At 70.7% G+C, this 16,366-nt stretch carries 14 protein-coding genes; 1 reads left to right on the forward strand and 13 read right to left on the reverse strand.

All coding sequences use genetic code 11. The annotated features are described in order from the left end of the window. Positions 1-146: 146 nt before the first annotated feature. The 7 genes from ACIRRU_RS10035 to ACIRRU_RS10065 all read right to left on the reverse strand — a co-directional run bounded on the left by ACIRRU_RS10035 (position 147) and on the right by ACIRRU_RS10065 (position 11,171). Positions 147-1,289: an ABC transporter ATP-binding protein gene (locus ACIRRU_RS10035; RefSeq protein WP_403678406.1), complete on the reverse strand. Its 1,143-nt coding sequence runs from the start codon at positions 1,287-1,289 to the stop codon at positions 147-149. Next, entirely contained in the window at positions 1,282-2,340 is a 1,059-nt protein-coding gene (locus ACIRRU_RS10040; RefSeq protein ID WP_363204944.1) for an ABC transporter ATP-binding protein, read from the reverse strand. Before ACIRRU_RS10040 ends, ACIRRU_RS10035 begins: the two co-directional genes overlap by 8 nt. Before the next feature lie 11 nt (positions 2,341-2,351). Beyond that, complete coding sequence (locus tag ACIRRU_RS10045; protein WP_403678407.1) at positions 2,352-3,308, reverse strand: ABC transporter permease; 957 nt, start codon at positions 3,306-3,308, stop codon at positions 2,352-2,354. Then, positions 3,301-4,230, reverse strand: coding sequence for an ABC transporter permease (locus ACIRRU_RS10050; protein ID WP_363204946.1), 930 nt, complete (start codon positions 4,228-4,230; stop codon positions 3,301-3,303). Before ACIRRU_RS10050 ends, ACIRRU_RS10045 begins: the two co-directional genes overlap by 8 nt. A gap of 129 nt (positions 4,231-4,359) precedes the next feature. Then, positions 4,360-5,976 carry an ABC transporter substrate-binding protein gene (locus ACIRRU_RS10055; RefSeq protein ID WP_403678410.1) on the reverse strand — a complete coding sequence of 539 codons (1,617 nt, stop codon included), beginning with the start codon at positions 5,974-5,976 and terminating at the stop codon, positions 4,360-4,362. A gap of 499 nt (positions 5,977-6,475) precedes the next feature. After that, positions 6,476-8,350 carry a translational GTPase TypA gene (gene typA / locus ACIRRU_RS10060; RefSeq protein WP_363204948.1) on the reverse strand — a complete coding sequence of 625 codons (1,875 nt, stop codon included), beginning with the start codon at positions 8,348-8,350 and terminating at the stop codon, positions 6,476-6,478. 364 nt (positions 8,351-8,714) lie between these two features. Beyond that, positions 8,715-11,171, reverse strand: a complete 2,457-nt coding sequence (locus ACIRRU_RS10065; protein WP_403678412.1) for an ABC transporter family substrate-binding protein — start codon at positions 11,169-11,171, stop codon at positions 8,715-8,717. A gap of 350 nt (positions 11,172-11,521) precedes the next feature. On the opposite strand from ACIRRU_RS10065, the gene ACIRRU_RS10070 reads away from it, so the two are divergent. After that, on the forward strand, positions 11,522-12,253 hold the full coding sequence (locus ACIRRU_RS10070) for a VOC family protein (RefSeq protein ID WP_403678414.1): 732 nt from the start codon (positions 11,522-11,524) through the stop codon (positions 12,251-12,253). A 152-nt stretch (positions 12,254-12,405) separates the two neighbouring features. Here the strand turns inward: ACIRRU_RS10070 and ACIRRU_RS10075 are convergent, their stop codons facing one another. The 6 genes from ACIRRU_RS10075 to ACIRRU_RS10100 form a co-directional block, all read right to left on the reverse strand. After that, positions 12,406-13,251 (reverse strand): helix-turn-helix transcriptional regulator, encoded by an 846-nt coding sequence (locus ACIRRU_RS10075; protein ID WP_403678416.1) that lies wholly within the window; start codon positions 13,249-13,251, stop codon positions 12,406-12,408. Between the two features lie 392 nt (positions 13,252-13,643). After that, positions 13,644-14,399, reverse strand: a complete 756-nt coding sequence (locus ACIRRU_RS10080) for an SDR family NAD(P)-dependent oxidoreductase (RefSeq protein ID WP_403678418.1) — start codon at positions 14,397-14,399, stop codon at positions 13,644-13,646. Between the two features lie 256 nt (positions 14,400-14,655). Beyond that, positions 14,656-15,039 carry a hypothetical protein gene (locus ACIRRU_RS10085; RefSeq protein ID WP_403678420.1) on the reverse strand — a complete coding sequence of 128 codons (384 nt, stop codon included), beginning with the start codon at positions 15,037-15,039 and terminating at the stop codon, positions 14,656-14,658. Between the two features lie 20 nt (positions 15,040-15,059). Continuing rightward, positions 15,060-15,617 (reverse strand): hypothetical protein, encoded by a 558-nt coding sequence (locus ACIRRU_RS10090; RefSeq protein WP_403678422.1) that lies wholly within the window; start codon positions 15,615-15,617, stop codon positions 15,060-15,062. Positions 15,618-15,652: 35 nt separating this feature from the next. Then, on the reverse strand, positions 15,653-16,099 hold the full coding sequence (locus ACIRRU_RS10095; RefSeq protein WP_403678423.1) for a hypothetical protein: 447 nt from the start codon (positions 16,097-16,099) through the stop codon (positions 15,653-15,655). Then, positions 16,096-16,356, reverse strand: coding sequence for a hypothetical protein (locus ACIRRU_RS10100; protein ID WP_403678425.1), 261 nt, complete (start codon positions 16,354-16,356; stop codon positions 16,096-16,098). The genes ACIRRU_RS10095 and ACIRRU_RS10100 overlap by 4 nt, the downstream gene beginning before the upstream one ends. Between the last annotated feature and the right edge of the window lie 10 nt (positions 16,357-16,366).

The following is a 16,366-nucleotide window of genomic DNA, read 5'->3' on the forward strand; positions in this document are numbered from 1 at the left end:
TGAGTCATCGAGTAGCTCAATGCCTCATATCACCCCATACCGCCACACCTCGCATGCGGGCTTACCCCGTACGGGCGCGGGGCGGACGCGACGATGCCCGGTCCCCCGCGGGGGACCGGGCATCGTCGTTCAGCGCGGGGAAGGGGTCACGCCGCGTGCACGACGTCCTTCTCCTCGGCGAAGTGGCACGCCGACTCGTGGGCCGCCGGGGTCGATCCCTCGACGAAGCGCTGCGGGATCGCCAGCAGCGGCTCCTCCGTGGCGCAGCGGTCCTCGGCCTTCCAGCAGCGGGTGCGGAAGCGGCAGCCGGACGGCGGGTTGGCCGGGGACGGGACGTCGCCGGTCAGGATGATCCGGTCGCGCCCCTCGCGGGACGCCGGGTCGGGCACCGGGACCGCCGACAGCAGCGCCTGGGTGTAGGGGTGCGTCGGGTGGTCGTAGATCTGGGTGTCCGTACCGATCTCGGCCATCTTGCCCAGGTACATCACGCCGACCCGGTCGGAGATGTGCCGGACGATGGAGAGGTCGTGCGCGATGAAGACGTAGGACAGGTTGAACTCGTCCTGGAGCTTCTCCATCAGGTTGATGACCTGCGCCTGCACCGACACGTCGAGCGCGGAGACCGGCTCGTCGCAGATGATGATCTCCGGGTTGAGCGCGAGGCCGCGGGCGATGCCGATGCGCTGGCGCTGGCCGCCGGAGAACTGGTGCGGGTAGCGGTTGATGTACTCCGGGTTGAGCCCGACGACGTCCAGCAGGTCCTGGACGCGGCGGCGCCGGTCGCCCTTCGGGGCCACCTCGGGGTGGATCTCGAAGGTCTCCCCGATGATGTCGCCGACCGTCATCCGCGGGTTCAGCGAGGTGTACGGGTCCTGGAACACCATCTGGATGTTGCGGCGGACCGCCTTCAGCGCCCGGCCGGACAGCCGGGTGATGTCCTGGCCCTTGTAGAAGACCTCGCCGGCGGTGGCCCGCTCCAGGGTCATCAGGAGCTTGGCGACGGTGGACTTGCCGCAGCCGGACTCCCCCACGATGCCCAGCGTCTCACCGGCGTAGAGGTCGAAGGAGACCCCGTCGACGGCCTTGACCGCGCCGATCTGCCGCTTGAAGAGGATGCCCTGGGTCAGCGGGAAGTGCTTGACCAGGTTGCGCACCTGGAGGATCGGCTCACCCTGGCTGACGGGCGCGTCGATGGCGGCTACGGCCTCCGCCTCGGTCGCGGCGTCCACGGTCTCGACGTCGGAGACGTTCGGGGTGGCGTCCAGCGGCCCCTTGTCGAGCTCAGCCATGGATCGTCTCCTTCCAGAAGTGGCACGCGCTGCCGCGGCCGACCAGCTCCAGGCCGTCCCGCTCGGTCACCGGGGCGAGCGGCGGGACGTCCGTACGGCAGATGTCCTGCACCATGGGGCAGCGCGGACTGAAGGCGCAGCCGCTGGGGATGCGCGTGAGGTTGGGCGGCAGGCCCTTGATCGCGTAGAGCTCCTGGCCCTTCTGGTCCAGGCGCGGGATCGAGTCGAGCAGACCCTTGGTGTACGGGTGCGCCGGGCGGCTGTACAGCTCGCCGACCGGGGCCGTCTCCACGATCCGGCCCGCGTACATCACGGCGATCTTGTCCGCCACGTCGGCGACGACGCCGAGGTCGTGGGTGATCAGGATCAGGCCCATGTTGTACTCGCGCTGGAGCTCGGCCAGCAGGTCCATGACCTGGGCCTGGACCGTCACGTCGAGCGCGGTGGTCGGCTCGTCCGCGATGATCAGGTCCGGCTCCAGCGCCAGCGCCATGGCGATCATGATGCGCTGGCGCATACCGCCGGAGAACTGGTGCGGGTAGTCCGACACCCGGGCCGCGGCGGCCGGGATCTTGACCTGGTCCATCAGCTCGATGGACTTGGCCTTGGCCGCCTTGCGGGACAGGCCCTGGTGGACGCGGAACATCTCGCCGAGCTGGTAGCCGACGGTGAGGACCGGGTTCAGCGAGGACAGCGCGTCCTGGAAGATCATCGCGATCTTCCGGCCGCGGATCTTCCGGCGCTCCTCGTTGGACATCTTCAGCATGTCCTGGCCGCGGAAGAGGATCTCGCCCCGCGTGATCTTCCCGGGCGGCATGTCGAGGATGCCCATGATGGTCTGCGCGGTCACGGACTTGCCGGAGCCGGACTCGCCCAGCACCGCGAGGGTCTCGCCGGCGCTGACGGTGTAGTTCACACCGTTGACCGCCTTGGCCACACCGTCGCGGGTGTGGAACTCCACGTGCAGGTCGCGCACGTCCAGCAGCGGGCCGTCGCCGCTCACGGACTCCCGCGGAGCGGGGACGGGTGCCGTCTTGTCGATGGTGGTCACGAACGCCTCCCTCAGCGCATCTTGGGGTCGAGGGCGTTGCGGACCGCATCGCCGAACATCAGGAAGGACAGCACCGTCACCGAGACCATCACCGAGGGGATGATCAGGACGTACGGGGCGTTGCGGAGCTGGTCCTTCGCGGAGGACACGTCGATGCCCCACGAGACCGTGGGCTCGGCGAGGCCGATGCCGAGGAACGACAGCGTGGCCTCGGCGGCGATGTACCCGCCGAGCGCGATGGTGGCGACCACGATCACCGGAGCGATGGCGTTCGGCAGGATGTGCCGGGTCAGGATCCGGGTGGTGGAGGCGCCGAGCGCCTTGGCGGCGACGACGTAGTCGGCCTGCTTGATCGTGATGACCGAGCCACGGGCGACACGGGCGATCTGCGTCCAGCCGAGGAAGACCATCGACAGGATCACGACCCAGACGGAGCGCTCCTCGAAGGTGGTCAGGATGACCATGGCGCCGACGATGAAGGGGACGCCGAAGAAGACGTCGGTGACGCGCGAGAGGATCGTGTCGATCCAGCCGCCGAAGTAACCGGCGATCATGCCGATGACCAGACCCAGGATGGTGACGGAGACCGTCACGACGACGCCGACGGTGATCGAGGCGCGGGCCCCGTAGATAAGACGCGCGTAGATCGAGCGCCCCTGGACGTCGTAACCGAGCCAGTCGGGGGCGAAGAAGTTCCCCCAGTTCGGGTGCTGGAGGTAGTGCTTGGCGAGATCCGCGTCGCGCGGCGAGGCGCTGGTGAACAGCCCCGGGAAGATCGCCATGGTGGTGAGCAGCAGGATCAGCACCATCGAGATGAGGAACAGCGGGTTCCGGCGCAGGTCGTGCCAGGCGTCGGACCAGAGACTGCGGGGCTTGCCGGGCGCGGGCCCGGAGTCCGTCGCGGCGGGCGTCGACGCGTCGGCGGCCGGAACGTCGGTGCTCTTGGTGAGTGCGGTGGTGTCAGGCATACCGGATCCTCGGGTCCAGGACCGCGTAGAGCAGGTCGACGAGCAGGCTGCAGACGAGGTAGACGATGACGAGCAGCGTCACGATGCCGACCACCGTGGCGCCCTCGCGCTTCCCCAGGGCTTCGAACACGAGCTGTCCGACGCCCTTGATGTTGAAGATGCCCTCGGTCACGATCGCGCCGCCCATCAGGGCGCCGATGTCGGTGCCGAGGAAGGTGACGACGGGGATGAGCGAGTTGCGCATCAGGTGGACGCCGACGACGCGGCGCCGGGGCAGGCCCTTGGCGACGGCGGTGCGCATGTAGTCGGCGCGCAGGTTCTCGGCGACCGAGGTGCGCGTCAGCCGGGCCACGTAGGCGAGCGACAGCGACGCCAGCACGATGGCCGGCATGATCAGTTCGCTGTTGGTCGGATCGATGCTCACGTTGGGCTTGGCGATGCCGAGCTGGAACGCGAAGAGGTGCTGAACGAGGAAGCCCAGGACGAAGGAGGGCATGGAGATCAGCACGAGCGTCAGACCGAGCAGACCGCGGTCCCGGAGGGACTCGGCCTTCAGGCCCGCGACGATACCGAGCGAGATCCCGGCGACGACCGTGAAGACGAACGCGAAGATCGCGAGTCTGACGGTGATCGGGTAGGCGTCGGCGATGACGTCGGCCACCGGGCGCTGGGTCCCGATCTGTGTGCCGAGGTCGCCCTGGAACAGATTGCCCAGGTAGTTCAGATACTGAAGCCAGATCGGCTTGTCGAGCCCGTACTCGGCCTTCAGGGCCGCGATCTGGGTGGCGTCTACGTGCTGCTCGCCGGCGAGTGCTCTGACGGGGTCGCCGGGCAGCGCGTACATCATCAGGAAGACCAGCAGGGTCGATCCGATGAAGACCGGGATCATCTGGAGCAGTCGTCGTGCGACATAGCGCCCCATGGGTGCCTCCGTGTGGGGATAACTGCGGCGCGGGGGCCGCCTCTTCGCAGAGACGACCCCCGAGCCACCGGGCGCGCTGAGGGCAGCGCGGCCGGATGACGGCCAAGTGGGGAATGACCCGCCGGCGTGTTACTTGGTGGTGACGTCCGTCAGCTCGACGTCGCCGTGGAAGTCGACCTTGACGTTGTCGACGTCCTTCCCGTGGCCGCCGTTGATGCGGTAGTACCAGAGCGGGATCGCCGGCATCTTGTCGACGAGCGCCTTCTCGACCTCCTGGTAGGCGGCCACCGACTCCTCGAGGGTGTCGGCCTTGTCGCCCTTGGCCATCAGGTCGTCGATCTCCTTGTCGGCGAAGCGTCCGTTGTTGGACTCCGCCTTGGAGTGGTACAGCTCCTTGAGGAAGTTCACGTTGACCGGGTAGTCGGCCACCCAGCCACCGCGGTACATGCCCTTGACCTCGTCGTTGTCACGGGCCTCCAGGTCCGTGGCGAAGTCGGGCTTGGCGTCGCCGGTGCAGTCGACACCGGTGGCGTTGCGGATGGACTCGCAGACCGCGGTCACCCACTCCTTGTGCCCGCCGTCGGCGTTGTACTGGATGGTGAACTTGTTGCCCGGGACACCGCCACCCTCCTTGATGAGGGCCTTGGCCTTGGCCGGGTCGTACTTCAGGAAGTCCGAGTCCAGCTGCTGGTTGCCCTTGACCTGCGGCGGCGTGAAGCTCGTCGCGGGCTGGCGGGTGCCGTTGAGGACGGTCTTGGTGATCGTGTCACGGTCGATCGCCATGGACAGACCCTGGAGGACCTTGGGGTCGACGTCCTTGAAGGTGTCCGTGTAGAACGCCGGGTTGAGCGACTGGACGGCCGCGTACGGCTGGTCGATCGCGCCGTCGCCGAGGTCCGTCTTGTACTTCGGCAGGTCACGCGGGCCGACCTGCTTGATGATGTCCAGGTTGCCGGAGACCACGTCGGAGTACGCGGCCTCGACGGTGGTGTAGTTCTTGAACTGGATGCCCTTGTTGGCAGCCTTGTTCGGGCCCTGGTAGCCGTCCCAGGCCTTGACCTGGATGAGCTTCTTGCGGTCCCACTTCTCGAAGCTGTAGGGGCCGTTGCCGACCGGCTTGAGGCCGAAGCCCTTCGGGTCGTCGAAGAAGACCTTCGGCATCGGCGCGAACGTCGAGTAGCCGAGCTTGTAGTTGAAGTACGGGACCTTCTCGGTCAGCTCGATCGTGAAGGTGGTGTCGTCCACGACCTTCAGACCCGACATCTTGTCGGCCTTCGGGGCGCCCGTCTCGGGGTGGACGTCGGCGTAGCCCTTGATGTCGGAGAACCAGAAGGCGTTCTGCTGCTTGTTCTCGACGTTGGCGTACCAGTTCCACGCGTCGACGTAGGACTGGGCGGTGACGTCCTCGTCGTTGTGGAACTTCCAGCCCTTCTTGAGCTTGACGGTCCAGAGCTTCGAGTCCTTGGTCTCCAGGGACTCGGCGTTCGTGAGGACGATCTCGCCCTTGGCGTCGAAGTCCAGCAGCTGGGTGAACAGCGACCGGATGACGTAGGAGCCGTTGCTCTCGTTGGTGTCGGCCGGCATCAGGAGCTTCTGGGGCTCGCTGACGTCGATCGAGACGTAGCCCGCGGGCTTGCCCGAGGTGTTCTTCTTGCCATCGTCTCCGCTGCCGCCACCACAGGCGGTCGCGGCCAGGGCGATGATTGCCGCTCCCGCGACCCACTTGGCGCTCTTGGCACCGCGCATGGGTTTCCTCCTCATGAGTCCACTTTTGACTACAAGAAGGGCACTGGAGAGATTCACCGACACCCCTGACGGTGATCGTTCAGTGCCCCGAGTGTGCTCGTGAGTCGGCACTCCCCACAGTGCGTGACCCATTGACCCGAGCTCAATGGAGCCAACTATTGAGTACGGCCGGGCTGTAAACCACACTTAAAGGGTCTCGGTTTGACAACATCAGACCCCCCCGTGTGCCCGAAATCCGGACAAAGCGATCCCAGACAGACACGCCCGAAACGGACTGTTAACACATGTTCCGGAGAGCGACCCCCGATATCCGGACAGCACGGTCAGGAAAAGCGGTTGACGAAGGCCCGGCCCCCCACAGTGTCTGCGGGGGGCCGGGCCTTCTGTCAATGCCTGTGCTGACGGCCCGTCCGACCGGGTGGGACACCCGGGGACGGGCCCGCGCATACGGAGCGTACGCCTCCGGCAGCTCCGGGGCCCCGCGCTCCGGGGGCGGGGGTCAGCCGTGCTTGGCGCGCGAGGCGGCGCGGCTGCGCTCGCGCTGGTCCAGGACGACCTTGCGGATGCGCACGGTCTCCGGGGTCACCTCGATGCACTCGTCCTCGCGGCAGAACTCCAGGGACTGCTCCAGCGACAGCTTGCGGGCCGGGACCACGTTCTCCGTGGTGTCCGCGGAGGCCGCGCGCATGTTGGTGAGCTTCTTCTCCTTGGTGATGTTCACGTCCATGTCGTCGGCGCGGGAGTTCTCGCCGATGATCATGCCCTCGTAGACCTCGGTGCCGGCCTCGGTGAAGATGACACCGCGCTCCTGGAGGTTGACCATCGCGAACGGCGTGACCGAACCGGAGCGGTCGGCGACCAGCGAGCCGTTGTGGCGGGTGCGCAGGTCACCGAACCACGGCTCGTGGCCCTCGAAGATGGAGTGCGCGATGCCCGTACCGCGGGTCTGGGTCAGGAACTCCGTACGGAAGCCGATGAGGCCGCGGGAGGGGACGATCCACTCCATGCGGACCCAGCCCGAACCGTGGTTCGTCATGGTCTCCATACGGCCCTTGCGGGTCGCCATGAGCTGGGTGATGGCGCCGAGGTGCTCCTCGGGCGAGTCGATCGTCATGCGCTCGATCGGCTCGTGCGTCTTGCCGTCGATCTGCTTGGTGACGACCTCCGGCTTGCCGACGGTCAGCTCGAAGCCCTCACGGCGCATCTGCTCGACCAGGATGGCGAGCGCCAGCTCACCGCGGCCCTGGACCTCCCAGGCGTCGGGGCGCTCGGTGTCCAGGACGCGGAGCGAGACGTTACCGATCAGCTCGCGGTCCAGGCGGTCCTTCACCTGGCGGGCGGTGACCTTGTGGCCCTTGCCGCCCTTGCCGACGAGCGGCGAGGTGTTGGTGCCGATGGTCATCGAGATGGCGGGCTCGTCGACGGTGATCAGCGGCAGCGCGACCGGGTTCTCCGGGTCGGCCAGGGTCTCGCCGATCATGATGTCCGGGATGCCGGCGATGGCGCAGATGTCGCCCGGCCCGGCCTTCTCGGCGGGCTTGCGGGTGAGCGCCTCGGTCATCATCAGCTCGGTGATGCGGACGCTGGACATGGTGCCGTCGCGCTTGATCCAGGTGACGGTCTGGCCCTTGCGCAGCTCGCCCTGCTCGACGCGGCAGAGCGCGATACGGCCGAGGAAGTTGTCGGCGTCCAGGTTGGTGACGTGGGCCTGGAGCGGCGCGGCCTCGTCGTACTCCGGGGCCGGGACGTGGCTGAGGATCGTGGAGAAGAAGGGCTCCAGGCTGTCACTGTCCTGCGGGACGGTGCCGTCCTCGGGCTTGGTCAGCGAGGCGACGCCGTCCCGGGCGCAGGCGTAGACGATCGGGAACTCGATCTGGTCCTCGTCGGCGTCCAGGTCCAGGAAGAGGTCGTACGTCTCGTCGACGACCTCGGCGATCCGGGAGTCGGGCCGGTCCGTCTTGTTGATGCAGAGGATGACCGGCATCCGCGCCGCCAGCGCCTTGCGCAGCACGAAGCGGGTCTGGGGCAGCGGGCCCTCGGAGGCGTCGACGAGCAGGACCACCGCGTCCACCATCGACAGACCGCGCTCGACCTCGCCACCGAAGTCGGCGTGGCCGGGGGTGTCGATGATGTTGATCGTGATCGGGTCCCCGCCGTCCTTGGGGTGATACTTCACCGCCGTGTTCTTGGCGAGGATCGTGATGCCCTTCTCACGCTCCAGGTCGTTCGAGTCCATCATGCGGTCGTCGAGCGACTCGGCGGCGTGCGCGGCGAAGGAGCCGGCCTGCTTGAGCATGGCGTCGACCAGGGTGGTCTTGCCGTGGTCGACGTGGGCGACGATGGCGACGTTACGGATGTCGTGGCGCGTGGGCATGGGTGGCTTGCGCTTCTCTCGGATCGTGGGATCAGGCGTCTCAGTCGGTCTTCGAGTCCTCGTACGCCCGCCGGGCGGCACGCCACGGCTCGTCCCATGGTACGGGCCCTGCGCGCACCGGGCTCCACGGGCCGATCCGCGGAGGCGGTCTTCCCGTGTGATTCAGGCGATATTCAGCCGGTGTCAAGGAACCGCCGGGCCGCCGAGCGGCCGGATACGGACGGAGCTGTGGGGGGGTGAGGAGTGGTGGAGCGACGAACGGCCCGGGTCAGGGCAGAAACCACCCTGCCCGCCGGGCGAACCGGCGGGCAAGGGTTTTGAGGTGCATCTGAGCTTGGCGGCGCCGAGGTGCGGCGCTTGACCGCTACTTCTTACGGTCTGCGGGGGAACCTGCCGCTTGCCGGTTCTTGAACCCGATGTCCTGATAGCGCGGGGCGGCGAACCCGAAGGCCCCGGCGTTCGCCAGCTTCTTGTCGACCGCGACGAGCTGCGGGCGCTGGAAGAGCGGAATCGATCCGGCGGCGGCCCAGATCCGGGCGTCCACCTGCCGCATCAGGTCGCGGGCGGTGTTCTCGTCCAGCTCGGCGGCGGCCCGGTCGAAGAGCTGGTCGATGTGGTCGGTGCCGACCCGGGTGTAGTTCTGCTCGACGAGGAGCGAACCGTCGGTGGCGGGCTCGGGCTTGGCGTAGATCGGCCGCCCGTCGGTGGCGGGGTAGGCGGTGGCGGGCCAGGAGTAGAGCGCCAGGTCGAAGTCGCCCGAGGCGATGTGGTCCTTGAAATAGCTCTCGTCGGAGACCTTGGTGATCTCGGTGCCGATCCCGATCCTGTCCAGCATCGCCGCGATCTTGTCGCCGACGCTGCGCAGGGACTGGGAGCCCGGCCCGGCGGGGAGCACGAAGCGCAGGGTCAGCGGCTTGCCGTCCTTGCCGAGCCGCCCCTGGGCCGCCGCCGGGGCGGGGGCCGGGGTGCCGACGGGCGCGTACGCTCCGGCCGCTCCGCTCGGGTGCTTGTCCTGGGCGGCGACCGCGCCGCCCTCACCGAGCGACCCGGCCTGCCGGAGCAGGGCGGCGCTCTGCGCGGCGGCCGTACGGGAGGGGGCGAGCACATGGACGGCGGAGACGGCGGACGCGGCGGACGCGGGGGCGGCGGCCGGGGCCGGGGCGCCGGGCTTGTTGTCGTCGCCGACGATGTAGAGACCCTCGTCGCGTGAGGCCGCGGTGTCCTCGGAGTCGTCGTCCCGCTGCTGGTCGCCCTTGTCGGTGTCCTTCTCGTCCTTCTCGTCCTTCTCGTCCTTCTCGGCCTTCTTCTTCTCGCTCTTCTCGTTCTCGGCGCTCTCGGCGTCCTTGTCGCCCTTTTCGGGGGTCTCGTCGTCCTTGTCGTCCTGCTTCTCGGCCTTCTCGGCCTCGCTGCCCGCCTTGGTGTCCTTGGGCTTCTCCAGCGCGCCGCCCCGGGTCCAGCCGGCGTCGGCGAGCAGCCCCTGGGCCTCCTTGGTGTTCTGTTCGCCGAGCGCGCCGCTGCCGTCCTTGTAGCCGGGCTGTCCGGAGAGGGCGAGATGGCTGCCGAGCGGCTCCGCGGGCAGGCCCAGCGGGCCGAGGACCGTCTGGGCCAGCTCCTTGCGGTCCAGGGCGCGGGCGACCGCGCGGCGGACCCGGTCGTCGGCCAGCGGCCCGGACTCGCCGTTCAGGGCGAGCTGGGTGTAGGCGGGCTCCAGGGACTTGCGTACGGCGAAGTCGCGCAGGGCCTTCTGCTGGGCCCCGTACGCGGCGACGGCCTTGCGGTTCTTCTCCCGGGCGGCCTGGGCGGTCTCCGCCTGCTCCTCGTCGGAGCCGTACGCCAGCGCCCAGGAGCGCAGGGCGGCGGCGGGCGTGATCTCGGCGCCGGGGCCGTGGGTGAGCGGCTGCCCGTTGTTCCCCCGGTCCCGCAGGGCGAGGGTGATGCGGTCGGCGGTGGACGCGTCGATGTCGGCGATGTGCACCGTGCCGCCGGCGAGGGCCTTCGCGCGGTCCTTGCTGCCGATCGCGCGGAAGACCAGGGTGTCCAGCTTCGCCTTGTCGCCCCACCAGCGGGGGTTGCGGGCCAGGGTGACGGTGCCCTTGGACTTGCTGACGCCGCGCAGGACGAAGGGTCCGGCGGTGTTCTTGAGCGTCGTGCGTGCCCCGTCGTTGAAGGCGTCCGGCGAGCCGGTGACCTCCTTCGGGTAGAGCGGCGAGAACAGGGAGCGCCAGTCGGCGTACGGCTTGGAGAAGGTGACCCGCACCTGGAGGTCGTCGGCGCCGCGCTCGATCTTCTCGATCCGCTCGTAGCCGGAGTTGCGGGCGGTCCAGAACGCGGAGTCCTTGCCGCTGAGCGCCCGCCACTGGGCGACGAAGTCCGGGGCCCCGATCTCCCGTCCGTCGCTCCACACCGCCTGCTGGTTGAGCTTGTAGAGGACGACCTGCTTCGGCTCCCGCTCGATGACCTTCGCGGACTCCAGGTAGTCCGGGTTGAGCCGGGGCCGCCCCTTGGCGTCCATCGGGAAGAGGCTGGGGAGCAGGGCGCCGGTGATCCGGGTGGTGGCGCTGTCGGCGTCCGCCTGGAAGGCGTTGAAGGTGGCGGGCAGCGCGTCGACCCCCCAGTTGGCCGTCGAGCCGTCGGCGACCGTGTCGCGAGCGGCGGCCGCGATGTCCTGGGGGGCCGCGCGGGTGGTGTCGTCGCCGTCGGAGCTGCACCCCGCCAGCACCGGGATCGTGAGCACCCCCGTCGTGAGGAGCGCGAGCGATCGGCTCTGGCGGAGCGATCGGCGCTTGTGAACCGTCCCGCGCGGGACGCCGACGTGGGACATGGTTGATACCTCCGGGGCCGGCCCGGACCACCCCGTACCGGAATGGACCGGATAGTGCGTGTGTGGTGGCATTTGCAGTTGATCACACCGGTTTCTGACTCCACTGAAACGCCCCACTGCCCGAGGACGCGCCGACACGGCGGACGGGGCCCCGAAGCTCACCCGGCCGGAGGAAGGCCCGGTCCCGCGAGGGGCTGATCGAGAGGACCGGGGTGCGGGAGTCGCGGGGGCGGGGGAATCGCGGAGTCCGGGGCACGGGAGACGTGGGGGCCGGGGCACGGGAGTCGCGGGGGCCGGGGCGCGGGAAAATCTCTCGATCCGAGCCGCGGCCGCTCCCTAGGGTGTCCGGCATGACGTCACAGCTGGTGCAGGTGAACTTCAAGGCCGAGGACGAGGTGGCGCTCGGGCGCTTCTGGGCGGACGTGCTCGGCTGGGGCATGGCCAGTGAGGCGCCGGGGGTCGTCAATCTGGAGCCGGTCGGCTTCGACTGGCCGGACCCGTCCGCCGTCTGCGTCGACCTGGTCCGCGTCCCGGACCGGGAGGCGGTCCGCTATCGCGTACACCTCGAACTGGCCACCGCCTCCGAGGCCCACCGGGCGGAGCTGTTCGCCCGCCTGGAGGACCTGGGGGCGACCCGCGCCGAAGGGAGCGTCGCGGACGCGACGCTGCTGGCCGACCCGGAGGGCAACGAGTTCGCGGTCCTCGCCCCCCGGGAGCGCCACCAGGACACCGGCCCCATCGCCACCGTGGTCGTCACCTGCGCCGACCCCCGGGCGATGGTCCGCTTCTGGGGCGAGGCGATCGACTGGACGGTCCACGACCTCACCGACGACCGCGCCCTGCTCCGCTCCCCCCAGGGCGTCGGCCCCTGGCTGGAGTTCCGCCGCACCCCAAACGCCCAGGCCCTCCGCAGCCGCGTCCACCTCGACGTCCTGCCCGTCCCGGCCGGGGACCAGGCGGCGGAGGTCACCCGCCTCGAAGCCCTGGGCGCGACCCGGACGGACGTGGGCCAGGGAGAGGCCCCCTGGGTGGTCCTGACCGACCCGGAGGGCAACGACTTCTGCGTGCTCGGGCGGGAGTGAGGGCCGGGGAGGCCCGGGGGCGTGGGCCACGCTCCCACCGCGCCAGCGGCATCCCGGGCCGAGGGGGCCGGGAGCCGTACGCCCGGACGCCGCTCCAGACGCCGGGCTTTGCGGGGCGGGGCCCCGGGAAGGCGAGGGGCCGCGGGAAGCTGTCAGGTGCCTGTGGGGCGGGCTCCGAGGACCGGGAGCAGTCTCAGTTTCTCGTCGTCCGGGGAGCCCGGGGTGGCTGTGTACACCAGGAGGGTCTGGTTCTGTTCCGGGTCGAGCAGGACCTGGCACTGGAGGGTGAGGACGCCCAGCTCGGGGTGGCGTACCAGCTTGGGGTCCACGCGCGGGGCGTCGATCTCGTGGGCGCTCCACAGGGCGGCGAACTCCGTGCTGCGCTCCAGGAGGAGGTCGCGCAGGTGCTCGGCGCGGCCGCCCGCGCCCTGCCGTGAGTAGGCGGCCCGCAGGCCGGAGGTGAAGAAGCGGCTGTGCAGCGGGTGGTCCTCCTCCGGATACAGCAGCCGGGCCGCGGGGTCGGTGAACCAGCGGTAGGTGAGGCTGCGTTCGGGGCCGGTGAACCCCGTCTGGTCGCCGAGGAGGGCGGTGGCCGCCGGGGTCTGGGCGAGGGTCTCCGCCACATCGCTGACGATCTGCGCGGGGGTGTCGTCCAGCCGTCCGAGGATGCGCATCAGGCCCGGCGTGATGTGGTCCGCGCGCAGGTTGCCGGGGCGGGAGGGGGTGTTGTGTCCGGCGATACGGAACAGGTGGTCGCGTTCGGCGAGGGAGAGGCGCAGTCCGCGCGCGATGGCGGCGAGCATCGGTTCCGAGGGCTGCGGCCCGCGCTGCTGCTCCAGTCGGCTGTAGTAGTCGGTCGACATGCCGCTGAGCGCCGCCGCCTCCTCCCGGCGCAGGCCGCGGGTGCGGCGGCGCGGTCCGCGGGGCAGGCCCACGTCCTCCGGTTGCAGAGCTTCGCGGCGGGTGCGCAGGAAGTCCGCGAGTTGTGCTCGGTCCACGGTTCCAGTCTCCCTCGTGGCCCCCGTACGTGACATCCGGGGCGCGGCGGTGGCGGTGTGCGGGTTCGGTGGTGGTGGCTGCGAGCGGGGGTGGCCGCTGCGCGCGGGGGTGGCTGCGGGCGGTACTGGCGGCGTTCGACGGTGTACGGGCCGGACCCCCGGCGGGCTGGACCCGGCGGACCGGACCCCGGCGGGCTGCACCCCCAGCGGGCCGGGCTTCCCGGCAGGCCGGACCCCTAGCGGGCCGGGCCCTCAGCGGACCAGGCCTCCGAGCGGGCCGGACCCCCGGCAGGCCGGACCCCCAGCGGGCCGGACCCCCAGCGGGCCGGACCCCCAGCGGGCCGGACCCCCAGCGGGCCGGACCCCCAGCGGGCCGGACCCGTCCGGGCCGCTCAGAGCAGCATGCCGCCCGACGCCTCGATGCGCTGCCCGGTGATCCAGGACGTGCCCTCGGTGAGCAGTGCGGCGGCGGCCGCGCCGATGTCGTCGGGCTCCCCGGGGCGGCCCATCGCGATGAGGCCGCTCAGCGTGTCGCGCATCGCCTGGTCGTCACGGACCCCGCCGCCGCCGAAGTCGGTGCCGGTGGCGCCCGGCGCGAGGGCGTTGACCGTGATGCGGCGCGGACCCAGCTCCTTGGCGAGGTAGCGGGTGAGGACCTCCACGGCGCCCTTGGCCGCGGCGTAAGCGGCGGTGGGCGCGGCGATGAAGCGAGTGAGGCCGGTGGAGACGTTGAGGATGCGCCCGCCGTCCTTGATCAGCGGCAGCAGGGCCTGGGTGAGGAAGAAGACGCCCTTGACGTGGACGTCCATCAGCCCGTCGAACTCGGCCTCGGTGGTCTCCGCGAACGACGCGTGCACCCCGTGCCCGGCGTTGTTGACGAGGATGTCGAGGTCGTCGCGGTCCCACTCCCGGGCCAGGATCTCCCGCACCCGCGCGGTGAAGGCGGGGATCGCGGCGGTGTCCCCGGTGTCCAGCCGCAGGGCGACCGCCGTACGTCCCAGCCGCCGGGCCTCCTTCACGACGGCCTCGGCCTCGTCGGCGTGCGAGCGGTAGGTGAGGATCAGGTCGGTGCCCGCCTCGGCGAGGTGCAGGGCGGTGCTGCGGCCGAGGCCCCGGTTGGCACCGGTGATGAGGGCGATGCGGGTCATGGTGGTGGCTCCGTTCCCGTCGGGTGCGGGCGGACCGGCCGGTCCGCCGCCTGCCTCTCAACGGTCGCGCGGTGCGGCGGCCGGATGAAGGCCGCGGTTATCCAGGGATCGCCGGTCCCTGTCTCGGCTCCCGGCTGCTCCTCGCCCCCTGAGTCCCCGTACGCCCGTCTTCCCGGACCGGCTCGTCCGGACGGGACCGGCTCGTCCGGACGGGACCAGCTCGTCCGGACGACGTGCCCCCGGGGACCAGGAGAGGTCACCCGCCCCCGTCGTACGGGCCCGGGTGCGGGCGCTCCCCCGCGAGGACGGCGTCCACCGCCGCGAGCGTGGGGTCCGTGACGTCCCAGTCGTGGGCGGCGGGGTGACCGGCGAACAATCCGCAGGCGTCCCCGGTACGGGCGTCGGTCACGGCGCACCAGGCCAGCTCCGCCAGGTTCGCGCGTCGGCCGTCCCACCGCGCCCAGACGGCGACGCGGCGGGCGTCGTCCTCCCACAGCAGCATCGCGTGGTCGCCCTCGTGCGTCGCGGCCAGCTCGCAGAGGACATGACCGGCCTGCGGCGGGCGGCGGCCGGGGGCGGTCAGCCGGACCAGGAACTCGGGGGGCGGCAGCAGGGCCACGGCAGTGCACTGGATGTTCATGGCAAGACCTCCGGTGGCCGTCAAGGCGCTTCGGTGTCGGGCGGATCCGGGGCGGACGAGTCGGGGTCGCACGGTTCGGTGCGGGGTGCGTCGGTGTCGGGCGGTTCCGGGGCGGACGAGTCGGTGCGGGGCGCGTCGGTGTCCGACCGCGTGGCGTCGGGTGCGTCGTCCTCCGCCTGGCCGGGCCCGAGCCGTCGCACCTCGCCGTGCAACTGCTCGGCGAGCAGGTCGCCCAGCGGGTCGGTCACGGAGAACGAGTGCGGGCCGGGGTGGTAGGAGAAGAACGCGCAAGTCGTGACCGTACGGGTGGGAAGGTGGCGGAGGACCGCAGGGCACAGGGGCAGCGTGTCGAGGTCGTGGACGCGGTGCGCCTCGGCCCCGCTCCACAGGAACCACAGATCCCGGTCGTCCGGGGTGTCCGCCGTCCACAGGTGTGCGGCGTGCTGGGCGGTCTCGTCGTGTGCGCCCAGCTCGCAGAGCAGGAAGTCCTCCCGGTCCAGCACGTCGGGCGGGTGCACGGGTCCGCCCTCCATCGTCGCGAGCGCCAACAGCGTTTCGGCGTACGGGACCTGGGTCACGGCGGTGCATTGCAGCACGTGGGCGGGTCCCATCCCTACGCGGCCAGTACGGCGTCGCCGGGCTGGAGAAGTCCCGGGCCCAGGGCCCAACCGGCCAGCGTCACCCGCAGGTCCACGGCCGCGTCGACCACGGTCAGCCGGGCGGGACGCCCCGCCTCCAGCGCGCTCAGGGCCTCCTCCTGGCGCCCCTCGTCACCGGCCCACGCCCGCAGCTCGTCCGGAGCGGCACACCCGTGGAAGACCACCCGGGCGACGTCTCTCGCGCCGAGCCACGCGGGGTCCGCCGGCACCTGCTGACCGTGCCCGTCCGCCAGCCGCAGCGCCTGCCGCCGGAGCCAGCGCAGCACCAGCCGCCGGTTCGGCAGCGCGACCCCGCCCAGCCGGAAGGTGCCCGTCCCGGCCGTCATGGTCACCGTCGCGACGAAGTCCGCGGCCGTCAGATGCGCGGCCTGCTCACGGCAGCCCCGCAGCGCCGCCCTCACAGCACCTCTCCCCGGCTCCGGGCGTTGAGCCGTGCGGTGCGGGCCCGAAGCTGCTCCAGGAGTAACGCGGGCCGCACGTAACGCGGTTCGACCTCCCACTCCCGCCCGCCGCCGACCGGCCGGAGGGCCCAGTACGGACCGGCGACGCCCCGGAACTCCCCCACACGGTCACCGCGACTGGTGTCCGCGAGCAGGGTCCCGGGCGTCGGAACACGTAGGGGCGGCCCCATATTCGAGCTGACGTTCTCGCCGTACACCGTTCGCTCC

Origin of the sequence: Streptomyces sp. NPDC101181 (genome assembly GCF_044767975.1) — a bacterium.
GTDB lineage: Bacteria > Actinomycetota > Actinomycetes > Streptomycetales > Streptomycetaceae > Streptomyces.

Excerpts from the sequence above, each read along its gene's own strand:
- ACIRRU_RS10035 (WP_403678406.1), bottom strand. The coding sequence starts at position 1,289 with ATGGCTGAGCTCGACAAGGGGCCGCTGGACGCCACCCCGAACGTCTCC.
- ACIRRU_RS10045 (WP_403678407.1), bottom strand. The coding sequence starts at position 3,308 with ATGCCTGACACCACCGCACTCACCAAGAGCACCGACGTTCCGGCCGCC.
- ACIRRU_RS10050 (WP_363204946.1), bottom strand. The coding sequence starts at position 4,230 with ATGGGGCGCTATGTCGCACGACGACTGCTCCAGATGATCCCGGTCTTC.
- ACIRRU_RS10055 (WP_403678410.1), bottom strand. The coding sequence starts at position 5,976 with ATGCGCGGTGCCAAGAGCGCCAAGTGGGTCGCGGGAGCGGCAATCATC.
- typA (WP_363204948.1), bottom strand. The coding sequence starts at position 8,350 with ATGCCCACGCGCCACGACATCCGTAACGTCGCCATCGTCGCCCACGTC.
- ACIRRU_RS10065 (WP_403678412.1), bottom strand. The coding sequence starts at position 11,171 with ATGTCCCACGTCGGCGTCCCGCGCGGGACGGTTCACAAGCGCCGATCG.
- ACIRRU_RS10070 (WP_403678414.1), top strand. The coding sequence starts at position 11,522 with ATGACGTCACAGCTGGTGCAGGTGAACTTCAAGGCCGAGGACGAGGTG.
- ACIRRU_RS10080 (WP_403678418.1), bottom strand. The coding sequence starts at position 14,399 with ATGACCCGCATCGCCCTCATCACCGGTGCCAACCGGGGCCTCGGCCGC.
- ACIRRU_RS10085 (WP_403678420.1), bottom strand. The coding sequence starts at position 15,039 with ATGAACATCCAGTGCACTGCCGTGGCCCTGCTGCCGCCCCCCGAGTTC.